The sequence below is a fragment of the Streptomyces sp. NPDC037290 genome, assembly GCF_055603245.1.
The window spans coordinates 1,238,290-1,259,388 of record NZ_JBVJVZ010000001.1 but is presented as its reverse complement, the minus strand read 5'-3'; the positions used below and the strand labels follow the sequence as shown (position 1 = coordinate 1,259,388).

21 protein-coding genes are annotated in these 21,099 nt (G+C 70.9%); 9 read left to right on the top strand and 12 right to left on the bottom strand.

Features of this window, described 5'->3' with window-relative positions; genetic code table 11:
• Positions 1-203 precede the first annotated feature (203 nt).
• The gene (locus ACZ7HQ_RS05810; RefSeq protein ID WP_470985097.1) at positions 204-953 is read left to right on the top strand and encodes a transglycosylase SLT domain-containing protein; all 750 of its coding nucleotides are present in this window, start codon (positions 204-206) and stop codon (positions 951-953) included.
• Between the two features lie 83 nt (positions 954-1,036).
• On the opposite strand, the gene ACZ7HQ_RS05805 is transcribed toward ACZ7HQ_RS05810, so the two are convergent.
• A complete protein-coding gene (locus tag ACZ7HQ_RS05805) occupies positions 1,037-3,628 on the bottom strand; it encodes an ABC transporter ATP-binding protein/permease (protein WP_470985094.1) in 2,592 nt (863 codons plus the stop codon).
• Between the two features lie 1,109 nt (positions 3,629-4,737).
• Between ACZ7HQ_RS05805 and ACZ7HQ_RS05800 the strand changes: the two genes are divergently transcribed.
• Entirely contained in the window at positions 4,738-4,974 is a 237-nt protein-coding gene (locus tag ACZ7HQ_RS05800) for a hypothetical protein (protein WP_470985092.1), read from the top strand.
• Positions 4,975-5,263: 289 nt separating this feature from the next.
• On the top strand, positions 5,264-6,487 hold the full coding sequence (serB, locus tag ACZ7HQ_RS05795; protein WP_470985090.1) for a phosphoserine phosphatase SerB: 1,224 nt from the start codon (positions 5,264-5,266) through the stop codon (positions 6,485-6,487).
• 64 nt (positions 6,488-6,551) lie between these two features.
• Here serB and ACZ7HQ_RS05790 read toward each other — a convergent pair whose 3' ends face one another.
• The 4 genes from ACZ7HQ_RS05790 to ACZ7HQ_RS05775 form a co-directional block, all read right to left on the bottom strand.
• Positions 6,552-7,070, bottom strand: a complete 519-nt coding sequence (locus ACZ7HQ_RS05790) for a SixA phosphatase family protein (RefSeq protein ID WP_470985087.1) — start codon at positions 7,068-7,070, stop codon at positions 6,552-6,554.
• Between the two features lie 78 nt (positions 7,071-7,148).
• A complete protein-coding gene (locus ACZ7HQ_RS05785; RefSeq protein WP_470985085.1) occupies positions 7,149-7,355 on the bottom strand; it encodes a hypothetical protein in 207 nt (68 codons plus the stop codon).
• 153 nt (positions 7,356-7,508) lie between these two features.
• Complete coding sequence (locus ACZ7HQ_RS05780; RefSeq protein WP_470985082.1) at positions 7,509-7,628, bottom strand: SGM_5486 family transporter-associated protein; 120 nt, start codon at positions 7,626-7,628, stop codon at positions 7,509-7,511.
• A 299-nt stretch (positions 7,629-7,927) separates the two neighbouring features.
• The gene (locus tag ACZ7HQ_RS05775) at positions 7,928-9,262 is read right to left on the bottom strand and encodes a CynX/NimT family MFS transporter (protein ID WP_470985081.1); all 1,335 of its coding nucleotides are present in this window, start codon (positions 9,260-9,262) and stop codon (positions 7,928-7,930) included.
• Between the two features lie 70 nt (positions 9,263-9,332).
• On the opposite strand from ACZ7HQ_RS05775, the gene ACZ7HQ_RS05770 reads away from it, so the two are divergent.
• Positions 9,333-10,025, top strand: a complete 693-nt coding sequence (locus ACZ7HQ_RS05770) for a FadR/GntR family transcriptional regulator (RefSeq protein WP_470985079.1) — start codon at positions 9,333-9,335, stop codon at positions 10,023-10,025.
• Here the strand turns inward: ACZ7HQ_RS05770 and ACZ7HQ_RS05765 are convergent.
• The 3 genes from ACZ7HQ_RS05765 to fabG all read right to left on the bottom strand — a co-directional run bounded on the left by ACZ7HQ_RS05765 (position 10,003) and on the right by fabG (position 12,015).
• A complete protein-coding gene (locus ACZ7HQ_RS05765; protein WP_470985076.1) occupies positions 10,003-10,353 on the bottom strand; it encodes a hypothetical protein in 351 nt (116 codons plus the stop codon). The two genes, ACZ7HQ_RS05770 and ACZ7HQ_RS05765, sit on opposite strands and share 23 nt — an antisense overlap.
• A gap of 184 nt (positions 10,354-10,537) precedes the next feature.
• Positions 10,538-11,305, bottom strand: a complete 768-nt coding sequence (gene fabI, locus ACZ7HQ_RS05760) for an enoyl-ACP reductase FabI (RefSeq protein WP_470985074.1) — start codon at positions 11,303-11,305, stop codon at positions 10,538-10,540.
• A gap of 5 nt (positions 11,306-11,310) precedes the next feature.
• Positions 11,311-12,015, bottom strand: a complete 705-nt coding sequence (gene fabG, locus ACZ7HQ_RS05755; protein WP_470985072.1) for a 3-oxoacyl-[acyl-carrier-protein] reductase — start codon at positions 12,013-12,015, stop codon at positions 11,311-11,313.
• A 250-nt stretch (positions 12,016-12,265) separates the two neighbouring features.
• On the opposite strand from fabG, the gene ACZ7HQ_RS05750 reads away from it, so the two are divergent.
• Genes ACZ7HQ_RS05750 through tyrS form a run of 3 tightly spaced genes read left to right on the top strand, consistent with a single transcriptional unit; the run spans position 12,266 to position 16,505 of the window.
• Positions 12,266-13,789 carry a TldD/PmbA family protein gene (locus ACZ7HQ_RS05750; RefSeq protein ID WP_470985069.1) on the top strand — a complete coding sequence of 508 codons (1,524 nt, stop codon included), beginning with the start codon at positions 12,266-12,268 and terminating at the stop codon, positions 13,787-13,789.
• Positions 13,786-15,180 carry a metallopeptidase TldD-related protein gene (locus ACZ7HQ_RS05745; protein ID WP_470985066.1) on the top strand — a complete coding sequence of 465 codons (1,395 nt, stop codon included), beginning with the start codon at positions 13,786-13,788 and terminating at the stop codon, positions 15,178-15,180. The genes ACZ7HQ_RS05750 and ACZ7HQ_RS05745 overlap by 4 nt, the downstream gene beginning before the upstream one ends.
• 56 nt (positions 15,181-15,236) lie before the next feature.
• Positions 15,237-16,505, top strand: coding sequence for a tyrosine--tRNA ligase (gene tyrS, locus ACZ7HQ_RS05740; RefSeq protein ID WP_470985063.1), 1,269 nt, complete (start codon positions 15,237-15,239; stop codon positions 16,503-16,505).
• Positions 16,506-16,574: 69 nt separating this feature from the next.
• On the opposite strand, the gene ACZ7HQ_RS05735 is transcribed toward tyrS, so the two are convergent.
• On the bottom strand, positions 16,575-16,862 hold the full coding sequence (locus ACZ7HQ_RS05735) for a GlsB/YeaQ/YmgE family stress response membrane protein (RefSeq protein WP_470985061.1): 288 nt from the start codon (positions 16,860-16,862) through the stop codon (positions 16,575-16,577).
• A gap of 205 nt (positions 16,863-17,067) precedes the next feature.
• Between ACZ7HQ_RS05735 and ACZ7HQ_RS05730 the strand changes: the two genes are divergently transcribed.
• Positions 17,068-17,463: a DUF3099 domain-containing protein gene (locus tag ACZ7HQ_RS05730; RefSeq protein WP_470985059.1), complete on the top strand. Its 396-nt coding sequence runs from the start codon at positions 17,068-17,070 to the stop codon at positions 17,461-17,463.
• Positions 17,464-17,687: 224 nt separating this feature from the next.
• A complete protein-coding gene (locus tag ACZ7HQ_RS05725; protein WP_470985057.1) occupies positions 17,688-17,900 on the top strand; it encodes a hypothetical protein in 213 nt (70 codons plus the stop codon).
• On the opposite strand, the gene moaA is transcribed toward ACZ7HQ_RS05725, so the two are convergent.
• From moaA to ACZ7HQ_RS05710, 3 genes are all read right to left on the bottom strand, one after another.
• Positions 17,897-18,886 (bottom strand): GTP 3',8-cyclase MoaA, encoded by a 990-nt coding sequence (gene moaA, locus ACZ7HQ_RS05720; protein ID WP_470985055.1) that lies wholly within the window; start codon positions 18,884-18,886, stop codon positions 17,897-17,899. The two genes, ACZ7HQ_RS05725 and moaA, sit on opposite strands and share 4 nt — an antisense overlap.
• Positions 18,887-19,069: 183 nt before the next feature.
• Positions 19,070-20,695, bottom strand: a complete 1,626-nt coding sequence (locus ACZ7HQ_RS05715) for a solute symporter family protein (protein WP_470985052.1) — start codon at positions 20,693-20,695, stop codon at positions 19,070-19,072.
• Complete coding sequence (locus ACZ7HQ_RS05710; RefSeq protein ID WP_470985050.1) at positions 20,692-21,048, bottom strand: DUF485 domain-containing protein; 357 nt, start codon at positions 21,046-21,048, stop codon at positions 20,692-20,694. Before ACZ7HQ_RS05710 ends, ACZ7HQ_RS05715 begins: the two co-directional genes overlap by 4 nt.
• Between the last annotated feature and the right edge of the window lie 51 nt (positions 21,049-21,099).

Below are 21,099 nucleotides of genomic sequence, written 5' to 3'. Positions count from 1 at the left end.
GGTCCAGTCTGTCCCGTTTTGCCCCTCCCTGATCCACTAGGGAGGATCGTACGTCACACCTTTGCCTGGGCATTTTGCGCCCGCTAAGAATTGCTTCCGTCGCTCAGCGCCGCAGCTACCAGGCCGCGGCGTTCGTGTGGGAGGAGCCGATTCCCCCGGCGGACGCAGAGCGACCTCCGCGCTATCGAAGAGGTCCATCAGCCATGCCCAAGAACATCCTCAACCGTGCTCATAGTCGTGCCCTGACCAAGCAGCACAAGATCGCCGTCGCCGGTGTCGCCGCTCTCGGCACCGCCGCCATCGCCCTGTCGGCCGCTCCCGGCAACGCGGGCACCGTCACCACCGGCGCCCCCGTCACCACCGCCCAGGTCGCCGCCGCCACCACCCCGCTGAAGAACGTCAAGGGCACGGTCACCGACCAGCTCGCCACCGAGGCGGTCAAGCTCGACACGTTCGCCGCGCAGAAGAAGGCCGCCGACGAGGCCGCCGCCAAGCAGCGCGCCGAGGCCGCGGCGAAGAAGGCCGCCGCCGACGCCGCCGCGAAGAAGGCCGCGCAGGACCGCGCCGTCCAGGCGGCCGCGAGCCGCTCCGCGCAGCGCATCCAGATGCAGCCGGTCGCCGCGAAGACCTACGCGAACAACCTCGACGGCTGGATCCGGCAGGCGCTGGACATCATGAAGCAGCACAACATCCCGGGCTCCTACAGCGGCCTGCACCGCAACATCATGCGGGAGTCCTCGGGCAACCCGATGGCCATCAACAACTGGGACATCAACGCCATCAACGGCATCCCGTCCAAGGGCCTGCTGCAGGTGATCCAGCCCACGTTCAACACCTACCACGTGGCGGGCACGTCCGCGAACATCTACGACCCGGTCGCCAACATCACCGCCGCCGCCAACTACGCGGCCCACCGGTACGGCTCGATCGACAACGTCAACAGCGCGTACTGAGGTCGGCGCGGACCTCTGACGAACGCGAGAAGGGCGGCACCCCGCTGGGGGTGCCGCCCTTCGGCGTCGCTGCGTGGGCGCGGTTACTTCCGCATGACCTCCGGCTCGTGCCGGCGCAGGAAGCGGGCCACGAAGAAGCCGCAGATCACGCCGAGCGCGAGCAGGATGATCATGTCCATGGTCCAGGCGCCCGCCGTGTGGTTCCACAGCGGGTCGGTGCTGCCCGGGTCGTCGTTGTTCGGGGCGATGTTGTTGAAGTCCAGCGTCGTGCCGGCGGCGGCCACCCCCCAGCGCGACGGCATCAGGTACGAGAGCTCGTTCACACCGAGGGTGCCGTGCAGGGTGAAGAGGCAGCCGGTGAAGACGACCTGGATGATCGCGAACATCACCAGCAGCGGCATGGTCTTCTCAGCGGTCTTCACCAGCGAGGAGATCACCAGGCCGACCATCATCGAGGTGAAGCCGAGCGCCATGATCGGCAGGCAGAGCTCCAGCAGGGTGGAGCCGCCGAGGATGAGCCCCTGGTCGGGGATCTCCCGGCTGGACAGACCGATCACGCCGACCAGCAGTCCCTGCAGCACGGTGACCGTGCCGAGCACGACCACCTTGGACATCAGGTACGCCGACCGGGACAGGCCGGTCGCCCGCTCCCGCTCGTAGATCACCCGTTCCTTGATCAGCTCACGCACGGAGTTCGCGGCGCCCGCGAAGCACGCGCCGACCGCGAGGACCAGCAGCACCACGGTGGCCGTGCTGTTGGGGACGTGCTGCCCGGTCTGCGGGTTGATCGCCCTGTTCACCAGCAGGCCGTGGCTGTGCTGGATCGGCACGCTGACCACACCGAGGACGGCCGGCAGCACCACCGACAGCAGCAGGAAGCCCCGGTCGGAGGCGATGACCGACACATAGCGGCGGATCAGCGTCAGCAGCTGCGAGCCCCAGGCCTGCGGCTTGGGCGGCCTGATGGCCTGCGGCGGGGGCATGTGCACGGCCTGCGGGGCGACGGAGTCGACGTCCGCGGCGTACAGCTGGTAGTGCTGCGAGCCCTTCCAGCGGCCCGCCCAGTCGTAGTCGCGGTAGTTCTCGAAGGCGGAGAAGACGTCGGCCCAGCTGTCGTAGCCGAAGAAGTTCAGCGCCTCGTCCGGCGGGCCGAAGTAGGCGACCGCGCCGCCCGGCGCCATCACCAGCAGCTTGTCGCACAGCGCCAGCTCGGCCACCGAGTGGGTGACCACGAGGACCGTACGGCCGTCGTCGGCCAGGCCCCGCAACAGCTGCATGACATCGCGGTCCATGCCCGGGTCGAGACCGGAGGTCGGCTCGTCCAGGAAGATCAGCGAGGGCTTGGTGAGCAGCTCCAGGGCCACGGACACACGCTTGCGCTGGCCACCGGACAGCGAGGTGACCTTCTTGTCCTTGTGGATGTCGAGCTTGAGCTCGCGCAGCACCTCCTCGATGCGCGCGTCGCGCTCCTGCGCCGTGGTGTCGGCCGGGAAACGCAGCTTGGCCGCATACTTCAGGGCCTTCTTGACGCTCAGTTCCTTGTGCAGGATGTCGTCCTGCGGGACCAGACCGATGCGCTGGCGCAGCTCGGCGAACTGCTTGTACAGGTCCCGGTTGTCGTACAGCACCTCGCCCTGGTTGGCGGGCCGGTAGCCGGTGAGCGCCTTCAGCAGGGTCGACTTGCCGGAGCCGGACGGGCCGATGACCGCGATCAGGGACTTCTCCGGGACGCCGAAGGAGACGTCCTTCAGGATCTGCTTGCCGCCGTCGACCGTGACGGTCAGATGGCGCGCGGAGAAGGAGACCTCACCGGTGTCGACGAACTCCTCGAGGCGGTCGCCGACGATCCGGAAGGTGGAGTGGCCGACACCGACGATGTCGGCCGGGCCCAGCTGCACCGAGCCGCCCTTGGGGATCGGCTGGCCGTTGACGTAGGTGCCGTTGTGCGAACCGAGGTCGCGGATCTCCAGGCGGCCGTCGGGCGTGGCGTGGAATTCGGCGTGGTGCCGGGAGACCTGCAGGTCGGAGACGACCAGCTCGTTCTCCAGGGCACGGCCGATGCGCATCACGCGGTCGAGCGCGAACTGGTGGAACGTGGTCGGGCTGCGGTCGCCGTGGACCGGCGGCGCCCCCGCACCACCACCGGGTGCCTTCTGCGCGTACTGGTCGGCGGGCGCCGACTGCTGCTGCGGAAACGCGGGCGCCTGCTGCTGCCAGCCCGGCTGCGGGGCCTGCTGCTGCGCGGGCACCTGCTGCGGCACGGCCTGTTGGGGGCCCGGTGCCTGCGGCGGTGCGGCGGCTGCCTGTTGCGGCTCCTGCTGGGCCCAGCCCGGCGCGCCGGCGCCCTGGGCCGCGTACGGCGCCGACTGCTGCCGGCCGACCGCGGCCCCGGACAGATTCAGCCGCGGTCCGTCGGTCGCGTTGCCGAGGTGCAGCGATGCGCCCGGCCCGAGCTCCGTCTGCTGGATCCGTCGGCCCTGCACGAACGTGCCGTTGGTGCTGCCATGGTCCTCGATGACCCAACTGCGGCCGTTGAAGCTGACCGTGGCGTGCCGCCAGGAGACCCTGGCGTCGTCGAAGACGATGTCACCCTGCGGATCGCGCCCGAGGGTGTAGGGCCTGGACGGGTCCAGCGTCCAGGTCCGTCCGTTTGATTCCAGTACGAGTTCCGGCACTCCATGCCCCACTGAGTTGTCCCCCGAGTTTCCCCCATCGCAGGGAGTCTAGGGATGTCGAACATCGTGGGGAACTATTTCAGGCTCGGCCCTCTGACCGAAACCCGGCCCTTGTCACGAGGGCCCGCGCACGCTCCAACTCGCCTCGGTGCGGGGTGGAAACCGGCTCGGAGAGTGGCAATCCCGGCGAGGGAGACGAAGGCGATGCGGTGCCGCTCCGCGGTCCGGGGGGCCGGGGCGGGGTCTGCCACGGGTGCAGGGAACGTACGGCGGCCGAGGTGATGTGTTCCGGCAGGTGGCCGGAGTTGCCATCGCGCCGGCCGAACCCCACGCCCGAGCGGGCCCGGTGACCGCGCGCTTCGTGAGGGGCCGTGCAGGCCGCTACGGCGGCGGCCCGGCCCCTTGGCCACGTTCCCGCCGAGGAAGCCGATGCGCCGCGAGTCACTGGTCCCGCTTTGCGGAGGGCCGCGGGGACGGGGTCGCCGCTTCGAAGCCCGCGGCCGGCGGCGGCAACCCTGTAGCCAGCCGCGGCCACCCCGTCGAACCCGCGGGAGAACCGGTCCGCCACCCCCCTCGAACCCGGCAGATGGCCGGCCGCCCTCCGCCGAGCTCACGGAGAGTCGACCGCCGATCACCCTCGAACCCCGCGGAGAACCGGCCGCCGCCCGCCTTTCGAACCGCGCAGGCGTCGTGCCGCCACTCCGACGGGCGCGACGGAGAGCGGGCCACCACCTGGCGAACCCGTTCCCTGGGGGTCGATGGCCGGCTCTGGATGGCTTGAGGGGCGTCAGCACGGTTCCCGGGCGGGGCCCCGCCGGGTCGCTGAGCGATGCCGGCGAGGGGTTCGCTGGGTGGGCGACGGCGGGCTCTCCGTCGCGCCGCCACCCGGCGGCCCCACAGAGAGCCGGCCGCCGCCCGCTCGTCGAACCCCGCGGGCAGCGGCACCGCCGGCCGTCGGGCCCCGTCCAGGGACGTGCGGGCTCCTCTCGCCCCGCGGGAACCACTTCGGCGGACGCCCGACGGATCGCGTGATCAGGTCATGCGCCCATCGGGTGAGCATGCGGGACCGGGAAGCGGGAAGTGATGGCGCTAGGCGATTGGAGGCAGTGATGGCGGGATTTCTCGACCGGGCCAAGGAGCAGGCCCAGAGTGCCCTGAACCAGGGCAAGCAGAAGGTGGACGAGCTCCAGCAGCAGCGCGCTGGAAACGATCTGCTGAAGCAGCTCGGAGCCGCGTACTACGCCGAGCGGCGCGGCTCCGGGTCGACGGAGGCCACGCAGCAGGCCCTGTCCGCCCTGGAGGCGCACATCTCCGCGCACGGGGACGGCTTCCTGCGCGGGACCTGAGTCGGCGGATCCGTACCCGGCTCGTGCGGTCCGGCACGCGGTGAGGTACCGCGTGCCGACGCCGGCCCATCGGACCGGCCTGCCCAGGACGTGATCCGCTCCTCCCCGCCCCTGCCCGTCAGGGCAACTCGTGGCACAGTCGAGGTGGAGCCGGGGCTGCCGTGCACGAGCGGGCAGGGCGTCTCCCGGTGGCAAGATCCCTGACACCGGCGCGACATCCATTGTTCGGTGTCCGTCAGGCGGACCTCGGCGGCGGACGGCACTGGGTGCCGGATACGGTGGTGACACCATGAGCGCTTCGCAGACCTCCGCTTCCCAGACCCCCGAGGTCCCCACCCTTCTCGTCAAGATCTTCGGCAGGGACAGGCCGGGCATCACGGCCGGCCTCTTCGACACCCTCGCCGCCTACCTCGTCGACGTGGTCGACATCGAGCAGGTCGTCACCCGGGGCCGCCTGGTGCTGTGCGCGCTGGTCACCCAGCCGCCGGCCGGCCTGGAGGGCGATCTGAGGGCCACCGTGCACAGCTGGGCCGAGTCGATGAAGATGCAGGCGGAGATCATCTCGGGGCACGGCGACAACCGCCCGCGCGGCCTCGGGCGCTCGCTGGTGACCGTCCTCGGCCATCCGCTGACCGCCGAGTCGACGGCTGCCATCGCCGACCGGATCGCGAAGGCGGGCGGCAACATCGACCGTATCTTCCGGCTCGCCAAGTATCCGGTGACGGCGGTGGAGTTCGCGGTATCCGGCGTGGAGACCGAGCCGCTGCGCACGGCACTGGCCATCGATGCGGCGGCACTGGGTGTCGACGTCGCCGTCGTCTCGGCGGGGCTGCACCGGCGCGCTCAGCGTCTCGTGGTCATGGACGTGGACTCCACGCTGATCCAGGACGAGGTCATCGAGCTGTTCGCGGCGCACGCCGGCTGCGAGGACAAGGTCGCCGAGGTGACGGCCGCGGCGATGCGCGGTGAGCTGGACTTCGAGCAGTCCCTGCACGCGCGCGTGGCGCTGCTGGAGGGGCTGGACGCCTCCGTGGTGGAGAAGGTGCGCAACGAGGTACGGCTGACGCCCGGCGCCCGCACCCTGATCCGTACGCTGAAGCGGCTCGGCTACCAGGTGGGAGTCGTCTCCGGTGGCTTCACCCAGGTCACGGACGATCTGAAGGAACGGTTGGGCCTCGACTTCGCGCAGGCCAACACGCTGGAGATCGTCGACGGCAGGCTCACCGGCCGGGTCACCGGCGAGATCGTGGACCGTGCGGGCAAGGCGCGGCTGCTGCGCCGGTTCGCCGCGGAGGCCGGGGTGCCGCTGTCGCAGACGGTGGCGATCGGCGACGGTGCCAACGACCTGGACATGCTGAACGCGGCCGGTCTGGGCGTCGCCTTCAACGCCAAGCCGGTGGTCCGGGAGGCCGCTCACACGGCGGTGAACTTCCCCTTCCTCGACACGGTCCTGTACCTCCTGGGCGTCACCCGTGAAGAGGTCGAGGCGGCCGACACACACGACGAGGGCTGAGCCAGCCCGGACGCGGGAGGGCTCGGCACCGCGCCGGTGCCGGGCCCTCACCCTCTGCGTGAGATCACTCGGCGGGGGCCCAGTAGTCCGCGAGCGTGGCCACACCCGGCTCCAGGGTCTTCCAGGGGCCGTCGTAGGACAGGACCACGAAGCCGGCCGCCGGGAAGCCACGGCGGTTCATCCGCTCGCGGGCGTCGTCCTCGGCCGTGCCGGACAGGATTTCGGCCAGACCGTGGACGCCCGGATTGTGGCCGATCAGGATCACGTTCCGCACGTCCTCCGGGGTCTCGTTGAGCAGGGCGATCAGTTCGCCGGGCGAGGCGTCGTAGACCCGCTCCTCGTAGACGGTCCGGGGCCGGTGCGCCAGCTCGTGGACGGCGAGCTTCCACGTCTCGCGGGTCCGGGTCGCGGTGGAGCACAGGGCCAGGTCGAAGGTGATACCGGTGTCGGCCAGCTTGCGTCCGGCGACCACGGCGTCCTTGCGGCCCCGCTCGGCGAGCGGGCGCTCATGGTCGGACACCTGTGGCCAGTCGGCTTTCGCATGCCGGAGGAGGACGATCCTGCGAGGTTCTGCGGCGCTCATGGGACCCAGCTTCGCATGAAACAGGCCACGCGGCGCAGGGAGTTGACATGCGGATTCACCGCGTGCGGAGGCTCCGGGTCAGCGCACGAGCAGCTGCTGGGCGCGCTCGAAGAGGTGCGTGATCGCCGGATCGCTGCCGGCCGCGTGCGCGTCCGACGGGTTCAGTATCAGCACGAGGAGCGCGATGAAGGCGAGCGCGGGCAGGGCGAGGGCCCACCAGGGCAGCCGGAGGTCGACGCCGCCCGTGGTCGCCGGGTGGGGCCGGGAGGGGGTGCGGGCCGACATGATCGCCTCCGTGGGTCTTCGAGCGGGTCCGTGACCGTCTCGCGGTCACGTCTCGAAGCTACGGAATCCGTGGCCGTCAACCCATCCGGAGTTCCACCCAGTTGACCCTGACCCTTACCCCCTAGGGGATGGTGGGGCTACCCCCACCCTCCGTCACGGGGAGGCGATGATCGCGATGACGGCGATGACGGCGAAGATGGCGAAGAACGAGCCGAAGACCATCAGCATCTTCTTCTGGCCGTTCTGCGGGTTCGGGTCGAGCACAGGCTGCATGGGCACAGTCTCGCACCCTCCGCTCCGCGGCGGGCGGCCGGGGCGGCTGCCCGCCGCACACGGACAGCCGAACGGGGGTGCCGCCGGCCCTCGCCCGGGCGGCCGCCGGGGCCGGTGAGCGCCGGGCATGGGCCACGTACCCGCGGCCGGCCTGGCGCCGACCCTGCCACGGGCGCGTGGCCGCAGCGGCGTGGCGAAGCGCGCGCCAGCGGGCCCCGGGCCCCTCAGGCCCCGCGCACGTCAGCGGCCCACCTCAGGCGCAGCGCACGTTCAGCGGGACCCCCCAGGCCCAGCGCGCGTCAGCGGGTCGCCTCCGATTCCACGGTGCGGTCGCGGCCTGCCAGGAAGCCCACCACCATCTGCGGCACCATCAGGCCTGCCATGAGGGCGATGGGCAGCCCCCAGCCGCCGCTGTGCTGGTAGAGCACGCCGACCAGCAGCGGGCCTGGAATGGAGATCAGATAGCCGGTGCTCTGCGCGAACGCGGACAGCTGGACCACCCCCGGGCCGGTCCTGGCCCGCATGCCGACCATCGTGAGGGCCAGCGGGAAGGCGCAGTTGGAGACGCCCAGCAGCAGCGCCCAGGCCCAGGCCCCGGCGGCCGGCGCGAAGTACAGGCCGGCGTATCCGGCGAGGCCGCACACGCCCAGGACCAGCACGATCGGTCCCTGGTGGGGCAGCCGGGTGGCGACCCGCGGGATGACGAAGGCCAGCGGCACGCCCATCACCATGGTGACGGCGAGCAGCACGCCCGCGGTGCCGGCCGGGACACCGGCGTCCCGGAAGATCTGCGGCATCCAGCCCATGGTGATGTAGGCGGCGGTGGCCTGGAGGCCGAAGAACACGGCGAGCGCCCAGGCGGTGCGGCTGCGGGTGATGCGCAGCGGCGCGTGCCGGTCCTCCGCCGGGCCTTCCGGCGCCCGCTCCGTGGACCGTGCGGGCGCGGGGCCGCGGTCCCGGACCAGCGGCAGCCAGGGCAGGACGGCGGCACCGGCGATGGCGGCCCACACGGCGAGGCCGGCCTGCCAGCTGCCGCCCATGGCGTCGGTCAGGGGCACGGTCACCGCGGCGGCGAGGGAGGTGCCGAGGGCGAGGGCCATCGAGTACAGACCGGTCATGGAGCCGACCCGGTCGGGGAACCAGCGCTTGACGATGACCGGCATGAGCACGTTGCTGACGGCGATGCCCATCAGGGCGAGCGCGCTGGCGGCCAGGAAGCCGGCCGTGTTGCCGGCGAAGGGTCGTATCAGCAGGCCGGCGGTGATGGCGGCCATGCCGGCGCACACCACCGCGGCGGGTCCGAAGCGGCGGGCCAGCCGGGGGGCGGTGACGCCGAAGACCGCGAAGCAGAGCGGGGGTACGGAGGTGAGCAGACCGGCCACGCTGCCGGTCATGCCGAGGCCGTCGCGGACCTCCTCCAGGAGTGCGCCGAGGCTCGTGATGGCCGGGCGGAGGTTCACCGCGGACAGCACGATGCCGATGACGACCAGGCGGGTCGCCCACGCGCGCGTGCGGCCTGCGCCGGGGGATGTCTCGGGGGTGCTCGTCGCGGCGGCCGTACCGCGGGCGGTCGGTGACATCGCCGTACGGGTGTCCACTGTCCGGGTTTCCTCACGTGCCATGAGAACCATCATAGAATCATGGGATGATTGGTTGTCCACTCCCGGTACGCCCGGACCCGGGACCGTCGTGCGAAGGTGTGCCATGCCCCTGAGCCACCCGCGCCGTTCGGCGCTGTCCGAGCAGGTCATCGCCGCGTTGCGGCACCAGATCACCTCCGGCGAGTGGCCGGTCGGCTCGCGCATCCCGACCGAGCCGGAACTGGTCGAGCAGCTCGGCGTCGCCCGCAACACCGTCCGCGAGGCCGTGCGCGCCCTGGCCCACAACGGTCTGCTGGACATCCGCCAGGGCTCCGGCACGTACGTGGTGGCGACGAGCGAGCTGGCCGGCGTGATGCACCGCCGGTTCGCCGGCGCCGACCCGCGGCACATCGCGGAGCTGCGCGCCGCGCTGGAGTCGGCCGCGGCGAAGCTGGCCGCGGAGCGGCGCACCGAGAAGGACCTCAAGCAGCTCGACGTGCTGCTGGAGCGGCGCGAGGAGGCCTGGGAGAGGGGCGAGGCGGAGCCCTTCGTGACCGCGGACGCCACCTTCCACCTGGCCGTCGTGGCCGCCTCACACAACGACGCGATGACGGCGATGTACGCCGACCTGGGCGAGGTGCTGCGGGACTGGCTGCGCGCGGACGTGGGGGCGGAGCTGACGCCGGAGACGCACATGGACCACACGCGCCTGGTGGACGCGATCCGCGCCGGGGACGCGGAGGCGGCTGCGGCCGAGGCCGCGAGCTATCCGTTCCTGTGCCGGCCGGGCCGGTTCAGCGCTCCCTCTGGTGGCTGACCCAGACCGACCGGACCTCCTTCCAGCACCGGCCGGCGAGCCGTACGGTCATGGCGGGCTCGGTGTCCACCGGGGCGCTGTCGGTGTCGATGTCCCACCAGCGGGCGCACTCGATGTGCAGGCGCACGCGGTCGATGTCGACATAGGGGTTGTGGCAGTAGGCCACCACGTGCGAGCCGTGGACGGTCGTCCGGCACGCGGCCCCGAAGAGGCTGGGCGCGGGCGGCTTTCCGTCCCCCACGCGCGCGTAGGGCATCGCGTCGTACGGCAGGGACAGCACGAGGACCACGGCCACGGTCACCGGGGCCAGACTGCGGGACAGGCGCACAAGGGGACCTCCTCGGCCGGCCTGCGGAGGAACGCGTGAGTGAACGCGTAATCCAGGGTGCGCCGCCCGGACCGGTGGGCGCCCGGCCGGTGGGCCGAACGGGTGAAGCCCCGCGATGTGGCTCAGGCCCGCACCCCGGCGGGGGTGCGGGCCTGAGCCACAGGTCACGCCTGGACGGCAGCGATCACGCGCCGATCGCGTGCAGGCCGCCGTCGACGTGGATGATCTCGCCGGTGGTCTTCGGGAACCAGTCGCTCAGCAGCGCGACGATGCCCTTGCCGGCCGGCTCCGGGTCCTTCAGGTCCCACTCCAGCGGGGAGCGGCTGTCCCAGACGGAGGCCAGGTCCGCGAAGCCCGGGATGGACTTGGCGGCCATGGAGCCGATCGGGCCCGCCGAGATGAGGTTGCAGCGGATGTTCTGCTTGCCCAGGTCACGCGCCATGTAGCGGTTGACGGCCTCCAGGGCGGCCTTGGCCGGGCCCATCCAGTCGTACTGCGGCCAGGCGTACTGGGCGTCGAAGGTGAGGCCGACGACCGAGCCGCCGTTCTGCATCAGCGGCAGGCAGGCCATGGTCAGCGACTTCAGGGAGAACGCCGAGACGTGCATGGCGGTGGCGACGGACTCGAACGGCGTGTTGAGGAAGTTGCCGCCGAGCGCGTCCTGCGGGGCGAAGCCGATGGAGTGGACGACGCCGTCGAGGCCGCCCAGCTCCTCGCCGACGACGTCGGCCAGGCGCGCGAGGTGCTCCTCGTTCGTCACGTCCAGCTCGATGACCTTGGTGGGCTTCGGCAGCTTCTTGGCGATGCGCTCGGTCAGGGTGGGCCGCGGGAACGCGGTCAGGATGATCTCCGCGCCCTGCTCCTGGGCCTGCTTGGCCGCGTGGAAGGCGATGGAGGACTCCATCAGCACGCCGGTGATCAGGACGCGCTTGCCCTCGAGGATTCCGCTCATGGTGATCAGTGACCCATTCCCAGTCCGCCGTCAACGGGAATGACGGCTCCAGTGATGTACGAGGCGTCGTCCGAGGCGAGGAACCGCACCGTCGCGGCGATCTCCTCCGGCTGCGCGTAACGGCCGAGCGGCACCTGCGAGACGATGTTCTGGCGCTGCTCGTCGGTGAGCGCCTTGGTCATGTCGGTGTCGACGAAACCGGGCGCGACGACGTTGAAGGTGAGGTTGCGCGAGCCCAGCTCACGGGCGAGGGAGCGCGCGAAGCCGACCAGGGCGGCCTTGGAGGCGGCGTAGTTCGCCTGGCCCGCCGAGCCGAGCAGGCCGACCACGGACGAGATCAGGACGACGCGGCCCTTCTTGGCGCGCAGCATGCCGCGGTTGGCGCGCTTGACGACACGGAAGGTGCCGGTGAGGTTGGTGTCGATGACCGAGGTGAAGTCCTCCTCGGACATGCGCATCAGGAGCTGGTCCTTGGTGACGCCCGCGTTGGCGACGAGAACCTCGACCGGACCGTGCCGGTCCTCGATCTCCTTGTAGGCCTGCTCCACCTGCTCGGCGTCGGTGATGTCGCACTTGACGGCAAGGAAGCCGGCCGGCGGCTCACCCGAGCGGTACGTGATCGCGACCTTGTCGCCGGCGTCGGCGAATGCGCGGGCGATGGCGAGGCCGATGCCCCGGTTGCCTCCGGTGACGAGAACCGAGCGGCTCAACGGATCACCCTTTCGATAGCGGTCTGCAGATGTCCGACAACCCGCCCGAACACCTGGATGACAGGCGGCTTCACCGAAAACCTATCGGTCCGGCCGAGCCCGCGGGCAATCGGGCACCGACAGTGGCTGGGGGGTGTCGCTGTCGGATCCCTACAGAACGGTCCCCGATCCGGACGCGAAACGTGTGGTCCGCCGGGCCGCTCCCACGACATGATCGGACCCGACAGGCCACGACAGCAGGGAGACCTCCGTGCCCCATTCCATCGACGAAGCCTTCACTGCGCTTCCCCTACGCGCACTCGCCGACGCCGCGCTGGCACGCGCGCGTGCGCTCGGGGCCCAGCACGCGGACTTCCGTCTCGAGCGGGTGCGCAGCGCGTCCTGGCGGCTGCGGGACGCCAAGCCCGCCGGTTCGTCGGACACCACCGACCTCGGGTACGCGGTCCGGGTCGTGCACGGCGGTACGTGGGGCTTCGCGTCCGGGGTGGACCTGACCCTCGACGCCGCCGCCAGGGTCGCCTCGCAGGCGGTCGCCATGGCCAAGCTGTCCGCGCAGGTCATCAAGGCCGCCGGGGCGGACGAGAGGGTGGAGCTGGCCGACGAGCCGGTGCACGCCGACAGGACGTGGGTCTCGTCGTACGAGATCGATCCGTTCTCGGTGCCCGACGAGGAGAAGTCGGCGCTGCTCGCGCAGTGGAGCGCACGGCTGCTGGCGGCGAACGGCGTGAACCATGTGGACGCCTCGCTGCTCACCGTCCATGAGAACAAGTTCTACGCCGACACCGCCGGGACCGTGACGACCCAGCAGCGGGTGCGGCTGCATCCGCAGCTGACCGCCGTGTCGGTCGACGAGTCCAGCGGCGAGTTCGACTCCATGCGGACCATCGCGCCGCCCGTGGGCCGCGGCTGGGAGTACCTGACCGGGACCGGCTGGGACTGGGACGCGGAGCTGGAGCGGATCCCCGAGCTGCTCGCCGAGAAGATGCGGGCGCCGAGCGTGGAGCCGGGCCTGTACGACCTGGTGGTCGACCCGTCCAACCTGTGGCTGACCATCCACGAGTCCATCGGGCACGCGACGGAGCTGGACCGGGCGCTCGGGTACGAGGCCGCGTACGCCGGCACCTCGTTCGCCACCTTCGACCAGCTGGGCAAGCTGAGGTACGGCTCCGAGCTGATGAACGTCACCGGGGACCGCACCGCCGAGCACGGCCTCGCGACCGTCGGGTACGACGACGAGGGCGTCGAGGCGCAGTCCTGGGACCTGGTCAAGGACGGCACCCTGGTCGGCTACCAGCTGGACCGGCGGATCGCGCGGCTCACCGGGTTCGACCGGTCCAACGGGTGTGCGTTCGCCGACTCCCCCGCGCATGTGCCGGTGCAGCGCATGGCCAACGTGTCCCTGCAGCCGGATCCCGCCGGACTGTCCACCGAGGACCTGATCGGCGGTGTCGACCGGGGCATCTACGTCGTCGGCGACCGGTCCTGGTCGATCGACATGCAGCGGTACAACTTCCAGTTCACCGGGCAGCGCTTCTTCAGGATCGAGAACGGGCGGATCACCGGGCAGCTGAAGGACGTGGCCTACCAGGCGACGACGACCGACTTCTGGGGCTCGATGGCCGCCGTGGGCGGTCCGCAGACCTACGTCCTCGGCGGCGCCTTCAACTGTGGCAAGGCCCAGCCCGGGCAGGTGGCCGCGGTGTCGCACGGGTGCCCCTCCGCCCTCTTCAAGGGCGTCAACATTCTGAACACCACGCAGGAGGCCGGTCGATGAGCGCCCGTACCCACAAGCCGCACGAGATCGTCGAGCAGGCGCTCGGGCTGTCCCGGGCCGACGGCTGCGTCGTCATCGCCGACGAGCACTCGACCGCCAACCTGCGCTGGGCGGGCAACGCGCTCACCACGAACGGTGTGACGCGCGGTCGTACGCTCACCGTGATCGCGACCGTGGACGGCAAGGAGGGCACCGCCTCCGGTGTCGTGTCGCGCTCGGCGGTCACCGCTGAGGAGCTGGAGCCGCTGGTGCGGGCCGCCGAGGCCGCCGCGCGCGGTGCCAGGCCCGCCGAGGACGCGCAGCCGCTGGTCGGCGATGTGCCGCAGTCGCCGGACTTCACGGACGCGCCGGCCGAGACCTCCTCCGCGGTGTTCGCCGAATTCGCGCCCGCGCTGGGCGAGGCGTTCGCACGCGCGCGTGCGGGCGGACGTGAGCTGTACGGCTTCGCCAACCACGAACTGGTGTCGACGTACCTGGGTACGTCCACGGGGCTGCGCCTGCGGCACGACCAGCCCACCGGCACGCTGGAGCTGAACGCCAAGTCGCCCGACCGCACGCGCTCGGCCTGGGCGGGCCGCGCCACGCGGGACTTCAAGGACATCGACCCGGGCGCGCTGGACGCCGACCTGGCCGTACGGCTCGGCTGGGCCGAGCGGCGGGTGGAACTGCCCGCGGGCCGGTACGAGACGCTGCTGCCGCCGACCGCGGTCGCGGACCTGCTGATCTACCAGCTGTGGTCGGCATCGGGCCGGGACGCCGCCGAGGGCCGGACGGTGTTCTCGAAGCCGGGCGGCGGCACGCGCGTCGGCGAGAGGCTCACCGAGCTGCCGCTGACGCTCCGCAGCGACCCCAACGAGCCGGGCCTGGAGTGCCCGCCCTTCGTGGTCGCCCACTCCTCCGGCGGTGACCAGTCGGTGTTCGACAACGGTCTGCCGACCCACCGCACCGAGTGGATCGGCGAGGGGGTGCTCCGGCATCTGACGACCACCCGGCACAGCGCGGGCCTGACCGGGCTACCGGTCGCCCCGGCGCTCGGGAACCTGATCCTGGACGGCGGGGACGACCGTTCGCTTCAGGACATGGTGGCGGCCACCGAGCGGGGTCTGCTGCTGACCTGCCTGTGGTACATCCGTGAGGTCGACCCGGCGACGCTGCTGCTCACGGGCCTGACCCGGGACGGCGTCTACCTCGTGGAGCACGGCGAGGTGACCGCTCAGGTGAACAACTTCCGGTTCAACGAGTCGCCGGTGGGCCTGCTGCGGCGGGCCACGGAGGCGGGCCGGACGGAGCGGACGCTGCCGCGCGAGTGGAGCGACTGGTTCACCCGGGCCGCGATGCCCGCGCTGCGTATCCCCGATTTCAACATGAGCTCTGTCAGTCAGGGCGTATAACCTCGTAGTCGGCTGTCACCCGACTGCCCGAAGACCACCGAGGAGACACGAGAACCGTGACGGACATCGTCGACGAGCTGAAGTGGCGTGGGCTCATCGCCCTCTCCACGGACGAAGACGCGCTGCGCAAGGCGTTCGCGGACGGTCCCGTCACGTTCTATTGCGGCTTCGACCCGACCGCGCCCAGCCTGCACCTCGGCAACCTCGTGCAGATCCTGACCATGCGCCGCATCCAGGAGGCGGGCAACCGTCCGCTGGCGCTGGTCGGGGGTGCCACGGGCCTGATCGGCGACCCGAAGCCCACGGCCGAGCGCACGCTGAACGCTCCGGAGGTCGTGGCCGGCTGGGTGGAGCGGCTGCGCGCCCAGATCGAGCCGCTGCTCCACTTCGACGGGCCGAACGCCGCGGTGATGGTCAACAACCTGGACTGGACCCAGGGCCTGTCGGCCATCGAGTTCCTGCGGGACATCGGCAAGCACTTCCGGGTCAACAAGATGATCGCCAAGGAGGCCGTCTCCCGGCGGCTCAACTCCGACGCGGGCATCAGCTACACCGAGTTCAGCTACCAGATCCTGCAGGGCATGGACTTCCTGGAGTTGTACCGCCGCCATGGCTGCACGCTGCAGACCGGCGGCAGTGACCAGTGGGGCAACCTGACCTCGGGCACCGACCTGATCCACCGGGTCCAGCCGGAGGCGGTGGTGCACGCGCTGGGCACGCCGCTGATCACCAAGGCGGACGGCACCAAGTTCGGCAAGACCGAGTCCGGCACGGTGTGGCTCGACCCCGAGATGACCACGCCGTACGCGTTCTACCAGTTCTGGGTCAACGCGGACGACCGGGACGTCTCCAAGTTCCTGCGCATCTTCAGCTTCCGGTCCCGTGAGGAGATCGAGGAGCTGGAGCGGCAGACCGAGGAGCGGCCGCAGGCCCGGGCCGCGCAGCGTGCGCTCGCCGAGGAGCTGACGACGCTGGTGCACGGCGCCGGCCAGACGGCCGCGGTCATCGCCGCGTCCCGCGCCCTTTTCGGGCAGGGTGAGCTGTCGGAACTGGACGGGCGGACACTGTCGGCCGCGTTGTCCGAGGTGCCGCACATCCAGGTCGCGGAGCTCGGTCCGGTGGTCGACCTGTTCGCCGAGGTCGGTCTGGTGGCCAGCAAGTCCGCCGCGCGGCGGACGGTCAAGGAGGGCGGGGCCTACGTGAACAACGTGAAGGTCACGTCCGAGGACGCGGTGCCCTCCTCCGGGGAACTGCTGGACGGGCGGTGGCTGGTGCTGCGGCGGGGGAAGAAGAACCTGGCCGCGGTGGAGGTTGTCGCCGGGTAGCGACGCAGGGGCGCGGGTGGACCGGCGGTCGCGGCTCGTCCGTGGCCGGTCGTGCCCACGCCCCGCTTCTCAGGCCCCGACCCGCTGCTGCTTCCTCTTTCCCAGCGTCGCCATGTAGAGGGCGTCGACGGCTGCGACGATGATGATCGCGGCCACCAGCTGGAAGATGTGCCGGCTCCAGTCGATACCGCGGGTCGCTGCGACCCCCACGGCGCGGGCGACCGCGTTGCCGACGATGGCGCCGAGCATGCCGCAGATGGTGGTCAGCCACAGCGGGCTGTGCTGCTTCCCCGGGATGACCGCCTTGGCGATGATGCCGAGCACGAATCCCACGATGATCGCCCACAACCAGCCCATGGCTGCCTCCTCGTACGGCTCGACGTGAGCATTAGGGCCAGTGTGGGTCGGTGGGCCGTACGGCGCATGTCGGGACTCCCCCCTGTGCGCGGCAGGCCGGCGGCGTTACCGCAGGCGGTGGGCGACCCGGTCTCGTGGGCGGCGTGACCGCGGCGTAACGTGGGACGTCGGGGCGGAGTCCGATGCGGGCGGATGGTGGAATGTGATGCGGAAACAGCACGGTGGCGGCAGCGTCCAGGTGTTCCGGATCACCGGGGCCCGGACCGGACTCGCCGAGGACGTACGGGGCCGGCAGCGGCGGTATGTCATCTCGATGACGATCCGCACGGCGTCGGTGATTCTCGCTGTCGCCCTGTGGAACGTCGAGCGGTACGTCGCCCTCGTGGCGCTCGTGCTCGGTGCGCTTCTCCCCTATGTCGCCGTGGTGATCGCGAACGCGGGCCGGGAGCGGCCGCCGTCGCTTCCGTCGACGTTCATCACCGCGCCGGCACGGCCCATGATCACACCGCCGCGGGCGCAGGACGCGCAGGCGGGGTCCGTTCCGCCGGACGAGGCGGCTCGCCCGGCGGGGGCGAGCGGCGAGCGGGCCGACCCCGTATGACCAGGCGGACACGGTGGAAGCGGAACGCCGCCCCCCGTCAAGCTCAAGAAAAGCTCAGATCAATCGTGTAGTTCCAGTGCCGGGCGGCGGGGTAGCCGTGACATACTGCGTACGCGCTCCGCATCCCCCGTCGGAGCGACGGACCGACGCCGGGCAGCTCCCCCCGTGGCTGCTCGGCGTCGCCTTGTTTACGGCCTTCTGTGAGACGAACCCGAGACGAACCAGTGAGTGACGAGACCCCGATCTGCTCCGCCAAGGGTTGCCGCGCCGACGCCGTGTGGGTGCTGGCGTGGAACAACCCGAAGATCCATCCGCCGGAGCGACGGAAGACGTGGCTGGCCTGCGAGGAACACCGCGAGCATCTGTCGCAGTTCCTCGGGGTGCGGGGCTTGCTGAAGGACGTGGTGAGGTTCGCGGACTGGCAGGAGCCCGCCTAGCCGCCGATCGCCGACATGGGTCGGTCCGGCTGCACGAACGACGGGTCGTCCAGGCCCGCTCCCGCCTTCTTGCCCCACATCGCAAGCCGCCAGATGCGGGCGATCTCCTCGTCCGGTGCTCCCGAGCGCAGGGCGGTGCGCAGGTCGGTCTCCTCGGTCGCGAACAGGCAGGTCCGTATCTGACCGTCGGCCGTGAGGCGGGTGCGGTCGCAGGCGGCGCAGAAGGGGCGGGTGACCGAGGCGATGACGCCGACCCGGTGCGGACCGCCGTTCACCAGCCAGCGCTCCGCCGGGGCCGCGCCGCGGGTGCCGGCGCCCTCGGGGGTGAGGTCGAAGCGGGTGCGCAGGGAGGTGAGGATGTCCCCGGCGGTGACCATGCTGTCGCGCTTCCAGCCGTGCTGGGCGTCGAGGGGCATCTGCTCGATGAACCGGAGTTCGTAGTCGTGCTCCACGGCCCAGGCCAGCAGGTCGGGGGCCTCGTCCTCGTTCAGGCCCGGCATCAGGACGGTGTTGACCTTGACCGGGCTGAGGCCGGCCTCGCGGGCGGCCTGGAGACCTTCGAGGACGTCCTTGTGGCGGTCGCGGCGGGTCAGGGTCTTGAAGACGTCCGGGCGCAGGGTGTCCAGGGAGACGTTCACCCGGTCGAGGCCCGCGGCCTTCAGGGCGGTCGCGGTGCGCCTGAGGCCGATGCCGTTGGTGGTGAGGGACATCTGGGGGCGCGGGGCGAGGGCCGCGACGCGCTCGACGATGCCCACCAGACCGGGGCGCAGCAGGGGCTCGCCGCCGGTGAAGCGGACCTCCTCGATGCCGAGCGTCCGCACGGCGATGTCGATGAGGTGGACGATCTCGTCGTCCGTGAGCAGGTCGGGCTTGGCCAGCCACTGCAGGCCCTCCTCGGGCATGCAGTACGTGCAGCGCAGATTGCAGCGGTCGGTCAGCGAGACCCTCAGGTCGGTGGCCACTCGGCCGTAGGTGTCGATGAGCACGTGGGCCCCCTCCCTCGGAATCCCGGAGCAGTTGTCCTCCGTCACTTGCGAGCCTACGTGACGCCACTGACAACGACAGCGACCTGATCCGACGAGGTACGACGAGGCCGCGTCGTAGGACCGTACAGCCCCGGACGACGCGGCCGTCGTACGAACGTCAGAGCACCCCCCAGTGTGCTTCCCTCAGTGCGCTCCGGTGCCGGTCAGGGACCGCACCTCCAGTTCGGCGTACTTGCCGGCGTCCGGGACCTCCTTCGACAGGAGGGTGCCCACGGCGCCGAGCAGGAATCCGACGGGGATGGAGATGATGCCGGGGTTCTCCAGCGGGAACCAGTGGAAGTCGACGCCGGGGAACATCGAGGCCGGCTTGCCGGAGACCACCGGGGAGAACAGCACCAGGCCGACCGCGGTGACCAGGCCGCCGTAGATCGACCACAGGGCGCCCGAGGTGGTGAACCGCTTCCAGAAGAGGCTGTAGAGGATGGTCGGCAGGTTGGCGGAGGCCGCGACCGCGAAGGCGAGGGCCACCAGACCGGCCACGTTCAGGTCGCGGGCCAGGGCGCCGAGGACGATCGAGACGGCGCCGATGCCGACGGTCGCCCAGCGGGCCGCGCCGATCTCCTGCTTCTCGGTCGCCTGGCCCTTCCTGATGACGTTGGCGTAGATGTCGTGCGCGAAGGAGGACGACGAGGCCAGGGTCAGACCCGCGACGACCGCGAGGATCGTGGCGAAGGCGACCGCCGAGATGGTCGCGAGCAGGACGGCGCCCCAGTCGGAGCCGACGCCGCCCAGGTGCAGCGCCAGGAGGGGGGCGGCGGTGTTGCCCGCCTTGTTGGAGGCGATGATCTCGCCCGGCTTGATGAGGGCGGCCGCGCCGAAGCCGAGGGCGAGGGTCATCAGGTAGAAGGCGCCGATCAGGCCGATCGCCCAGATGACCGACTTACGGGCGGCCTTGGCCGTGGGCACGGTGTAGAAGCGGATCAGGATGTGCGGCAGGCCCGCGGTGCCGAGGACCAGGGCGATGCCGAGCGAGATGAAGTCCAGCTTGGTGGTGCCGGTCGCCCCGTACTTGAGGCCCGGCTCGAGGAAGGCCGCTCCCTTGCCGCTGTTGTCGGCGGCCTTGCCGAGCAGATCGGAGACGTTGAAGTGGAACTTCAGCAGGACCAGGAAGGTCAGCAGCAGGGCACCGGCGATCAGCAGTACGGCCTTGACCATCTGGACCCAGGTGGTGCCCTTCATGCCGCCGATGGTGACGTACACGATCATCAGGAGGCCGACCAGGGCGACGATGCCGATCTTGCCGCCGTCGCTGGTGATGCCCAGCAGCAGCGAGACGAGGACGCCGGCGCCCGCCATCTGGGCGAGCAGGTAGAAGATCGACACGACGATGGTGGAGGTGCCGGCGGCGGTGCGGACGGGGCGCTGGCGCATGCGGTAGGCCAGGACGTCGCCCATGGTGTAGCGGCCGGAGTTGCGCAGTGGCTCGGCGACCAGAAGCAGCGCGACGAGCCAGGCGACGAGGAAGCCGATGGAGTACAGGAAGCCGTCGTAGCCGAACAGGGCGATGGCGCCCGCGATCCCGAGGAAGGACGCGGCGGACATGTAGTCGCCGGAGACGGCGAGGCCGTTCTGGAAGCCGCTGAACTGCCGTCCGCCGGCGTAGAAGTCGGCGGCGTTCTTGGTCTGGCGGCCGGCCCAGACGGTGATGACGAGAGTCGCGGCGACGAACACCGCGAACAGGGTGATGATCAGCGGCCGGTGCTCGCTCGCCTCGCCGGCGGCCAGCAGGGTGTGCTGGGCGGGGCTCATGCGCCGCCCTCCATCCGGGACTTGATGGCCTCCGCCTTGGGGTCGAGCTTGGCGGCGGCGTGCCGGGCGTACCACCAGGCGATGAGGAAGGTGGTGAGGAACTGGGCGAGGCCCAGGACGAGGGCCACGTTGATGTTGCCGGCCACCTTGGTGCCCATGAAGCCGCCCGCGTAGTTGGAGAGCAGGACGTACAGCAGGTACCAGGCGATGAAGGCGATGGTCAGCGGGAAGGCGAAGGAGCGGTGGGCGCGGCGCAGTTCACCGAACTCCGCGCTCTGCTGCACATCGGCGAACTCCTCGGTGGAGGGAAGGGGCGCCCCCGGTGTCGCGGGGGGCGGTGTCTCGGTGGCCACGGAGTCTCCTCGCGTTGCGGATGCTGTGAGTGGACGGGGGCTCGATGGTGC

Coding starts and splice junctions, on each gene's coding strand:
- serB (WP_470985090.1), top strand. CDS start 5,264: ATGAGCGCTTCGCAGACCTCCGCTTCCCAGACCCCCGAGGTCCCCACC.
- ACZ7HQ_RS05715 (WP_470985052.1), bottom strand. CDS start 20,695: ATGAGCCCCGCCCAGCACACCCTGCTGGCCGCCGGCGAGGCGAGCGAG.
- fabI (WP_470985074.1), bottom strand. CDS start 11,305: ATGAGCGGAATCCTCGAGGGCAAGCGCGTCCTGATCACCGGCGTGCTG.
- ACZ7HQ_RS05770 (WP_470985079.1), top strand. CDS start 9,333: ATGCCCCTGAGCCACCCGCGCCGTTCGGCGCTGTCCGAGCAGGTCATC.
- ACZ7HQ_RS05730 (WP_470985059.1), top strand. CDS start 17,068: ATGCGGAAACAGCACGGTGGCGGCAGCGTCCAGGTGTTCCGGATCACC.
- ACZ7HQ_RS05800 (WP_470985092.1), top strand. CDS start 4,738: ATGGCGGGATTTCTCGACCGGGCCAAGGAGCAGGCCCAGAGTGCCCTG.
- ACZ7HQ_RS05785 (WP_470985085.1), bottom strand. CDS start 7,355: ATGTCGGCCCGCACCCCCTCCCGGCCCCACCCGGCGACCACGGGCGGC.
- ACZ7HQ_RS05810 (WP_470985097.1), top strand. CDS start 204: ATGCCCAAGAACATCCTCAACCGTGCTCATAGTCGTGCCCTGACCAAG.
- ACZ7HQ_RS05745 (WP_470985066.1), top strand. CDS start 13,786: ATGAGCGCCCGTACCCACAAGCCGCACGAGATCGTCGAGCAGGCGCTC.
- ACZ7HQ_RS05775 (WP_470985081.1), bottom strand. CDS start 9,262: ATGATGGTTCTCATGGCACGTGAGGAAACCCGGACAGTGGACACCCGT.
- ACZ7HQ_RS05790 (WP_470985087.1), bottom strand. CDS start 7,070: ATGAGCGCCGCAGAACCTCGCAGGATCGTCCTCCTCCGGCATGCGAAA.
- ACZ7HQ_RS05735 (WP_470985061.1), bottom strand. CDS start 16,862: ATGGGCTGGTTGTGGGCGATCATCGTGGGATTCGTGCTCGGCATCATC.
- ACZ7HQ_RS05780 (WP_470985082.1), bottom strand. CDS start 7,628: ATGCAGCCTGTGCTCGACCCGAACCCGCAGAACGGCCAGAAGAAGATG.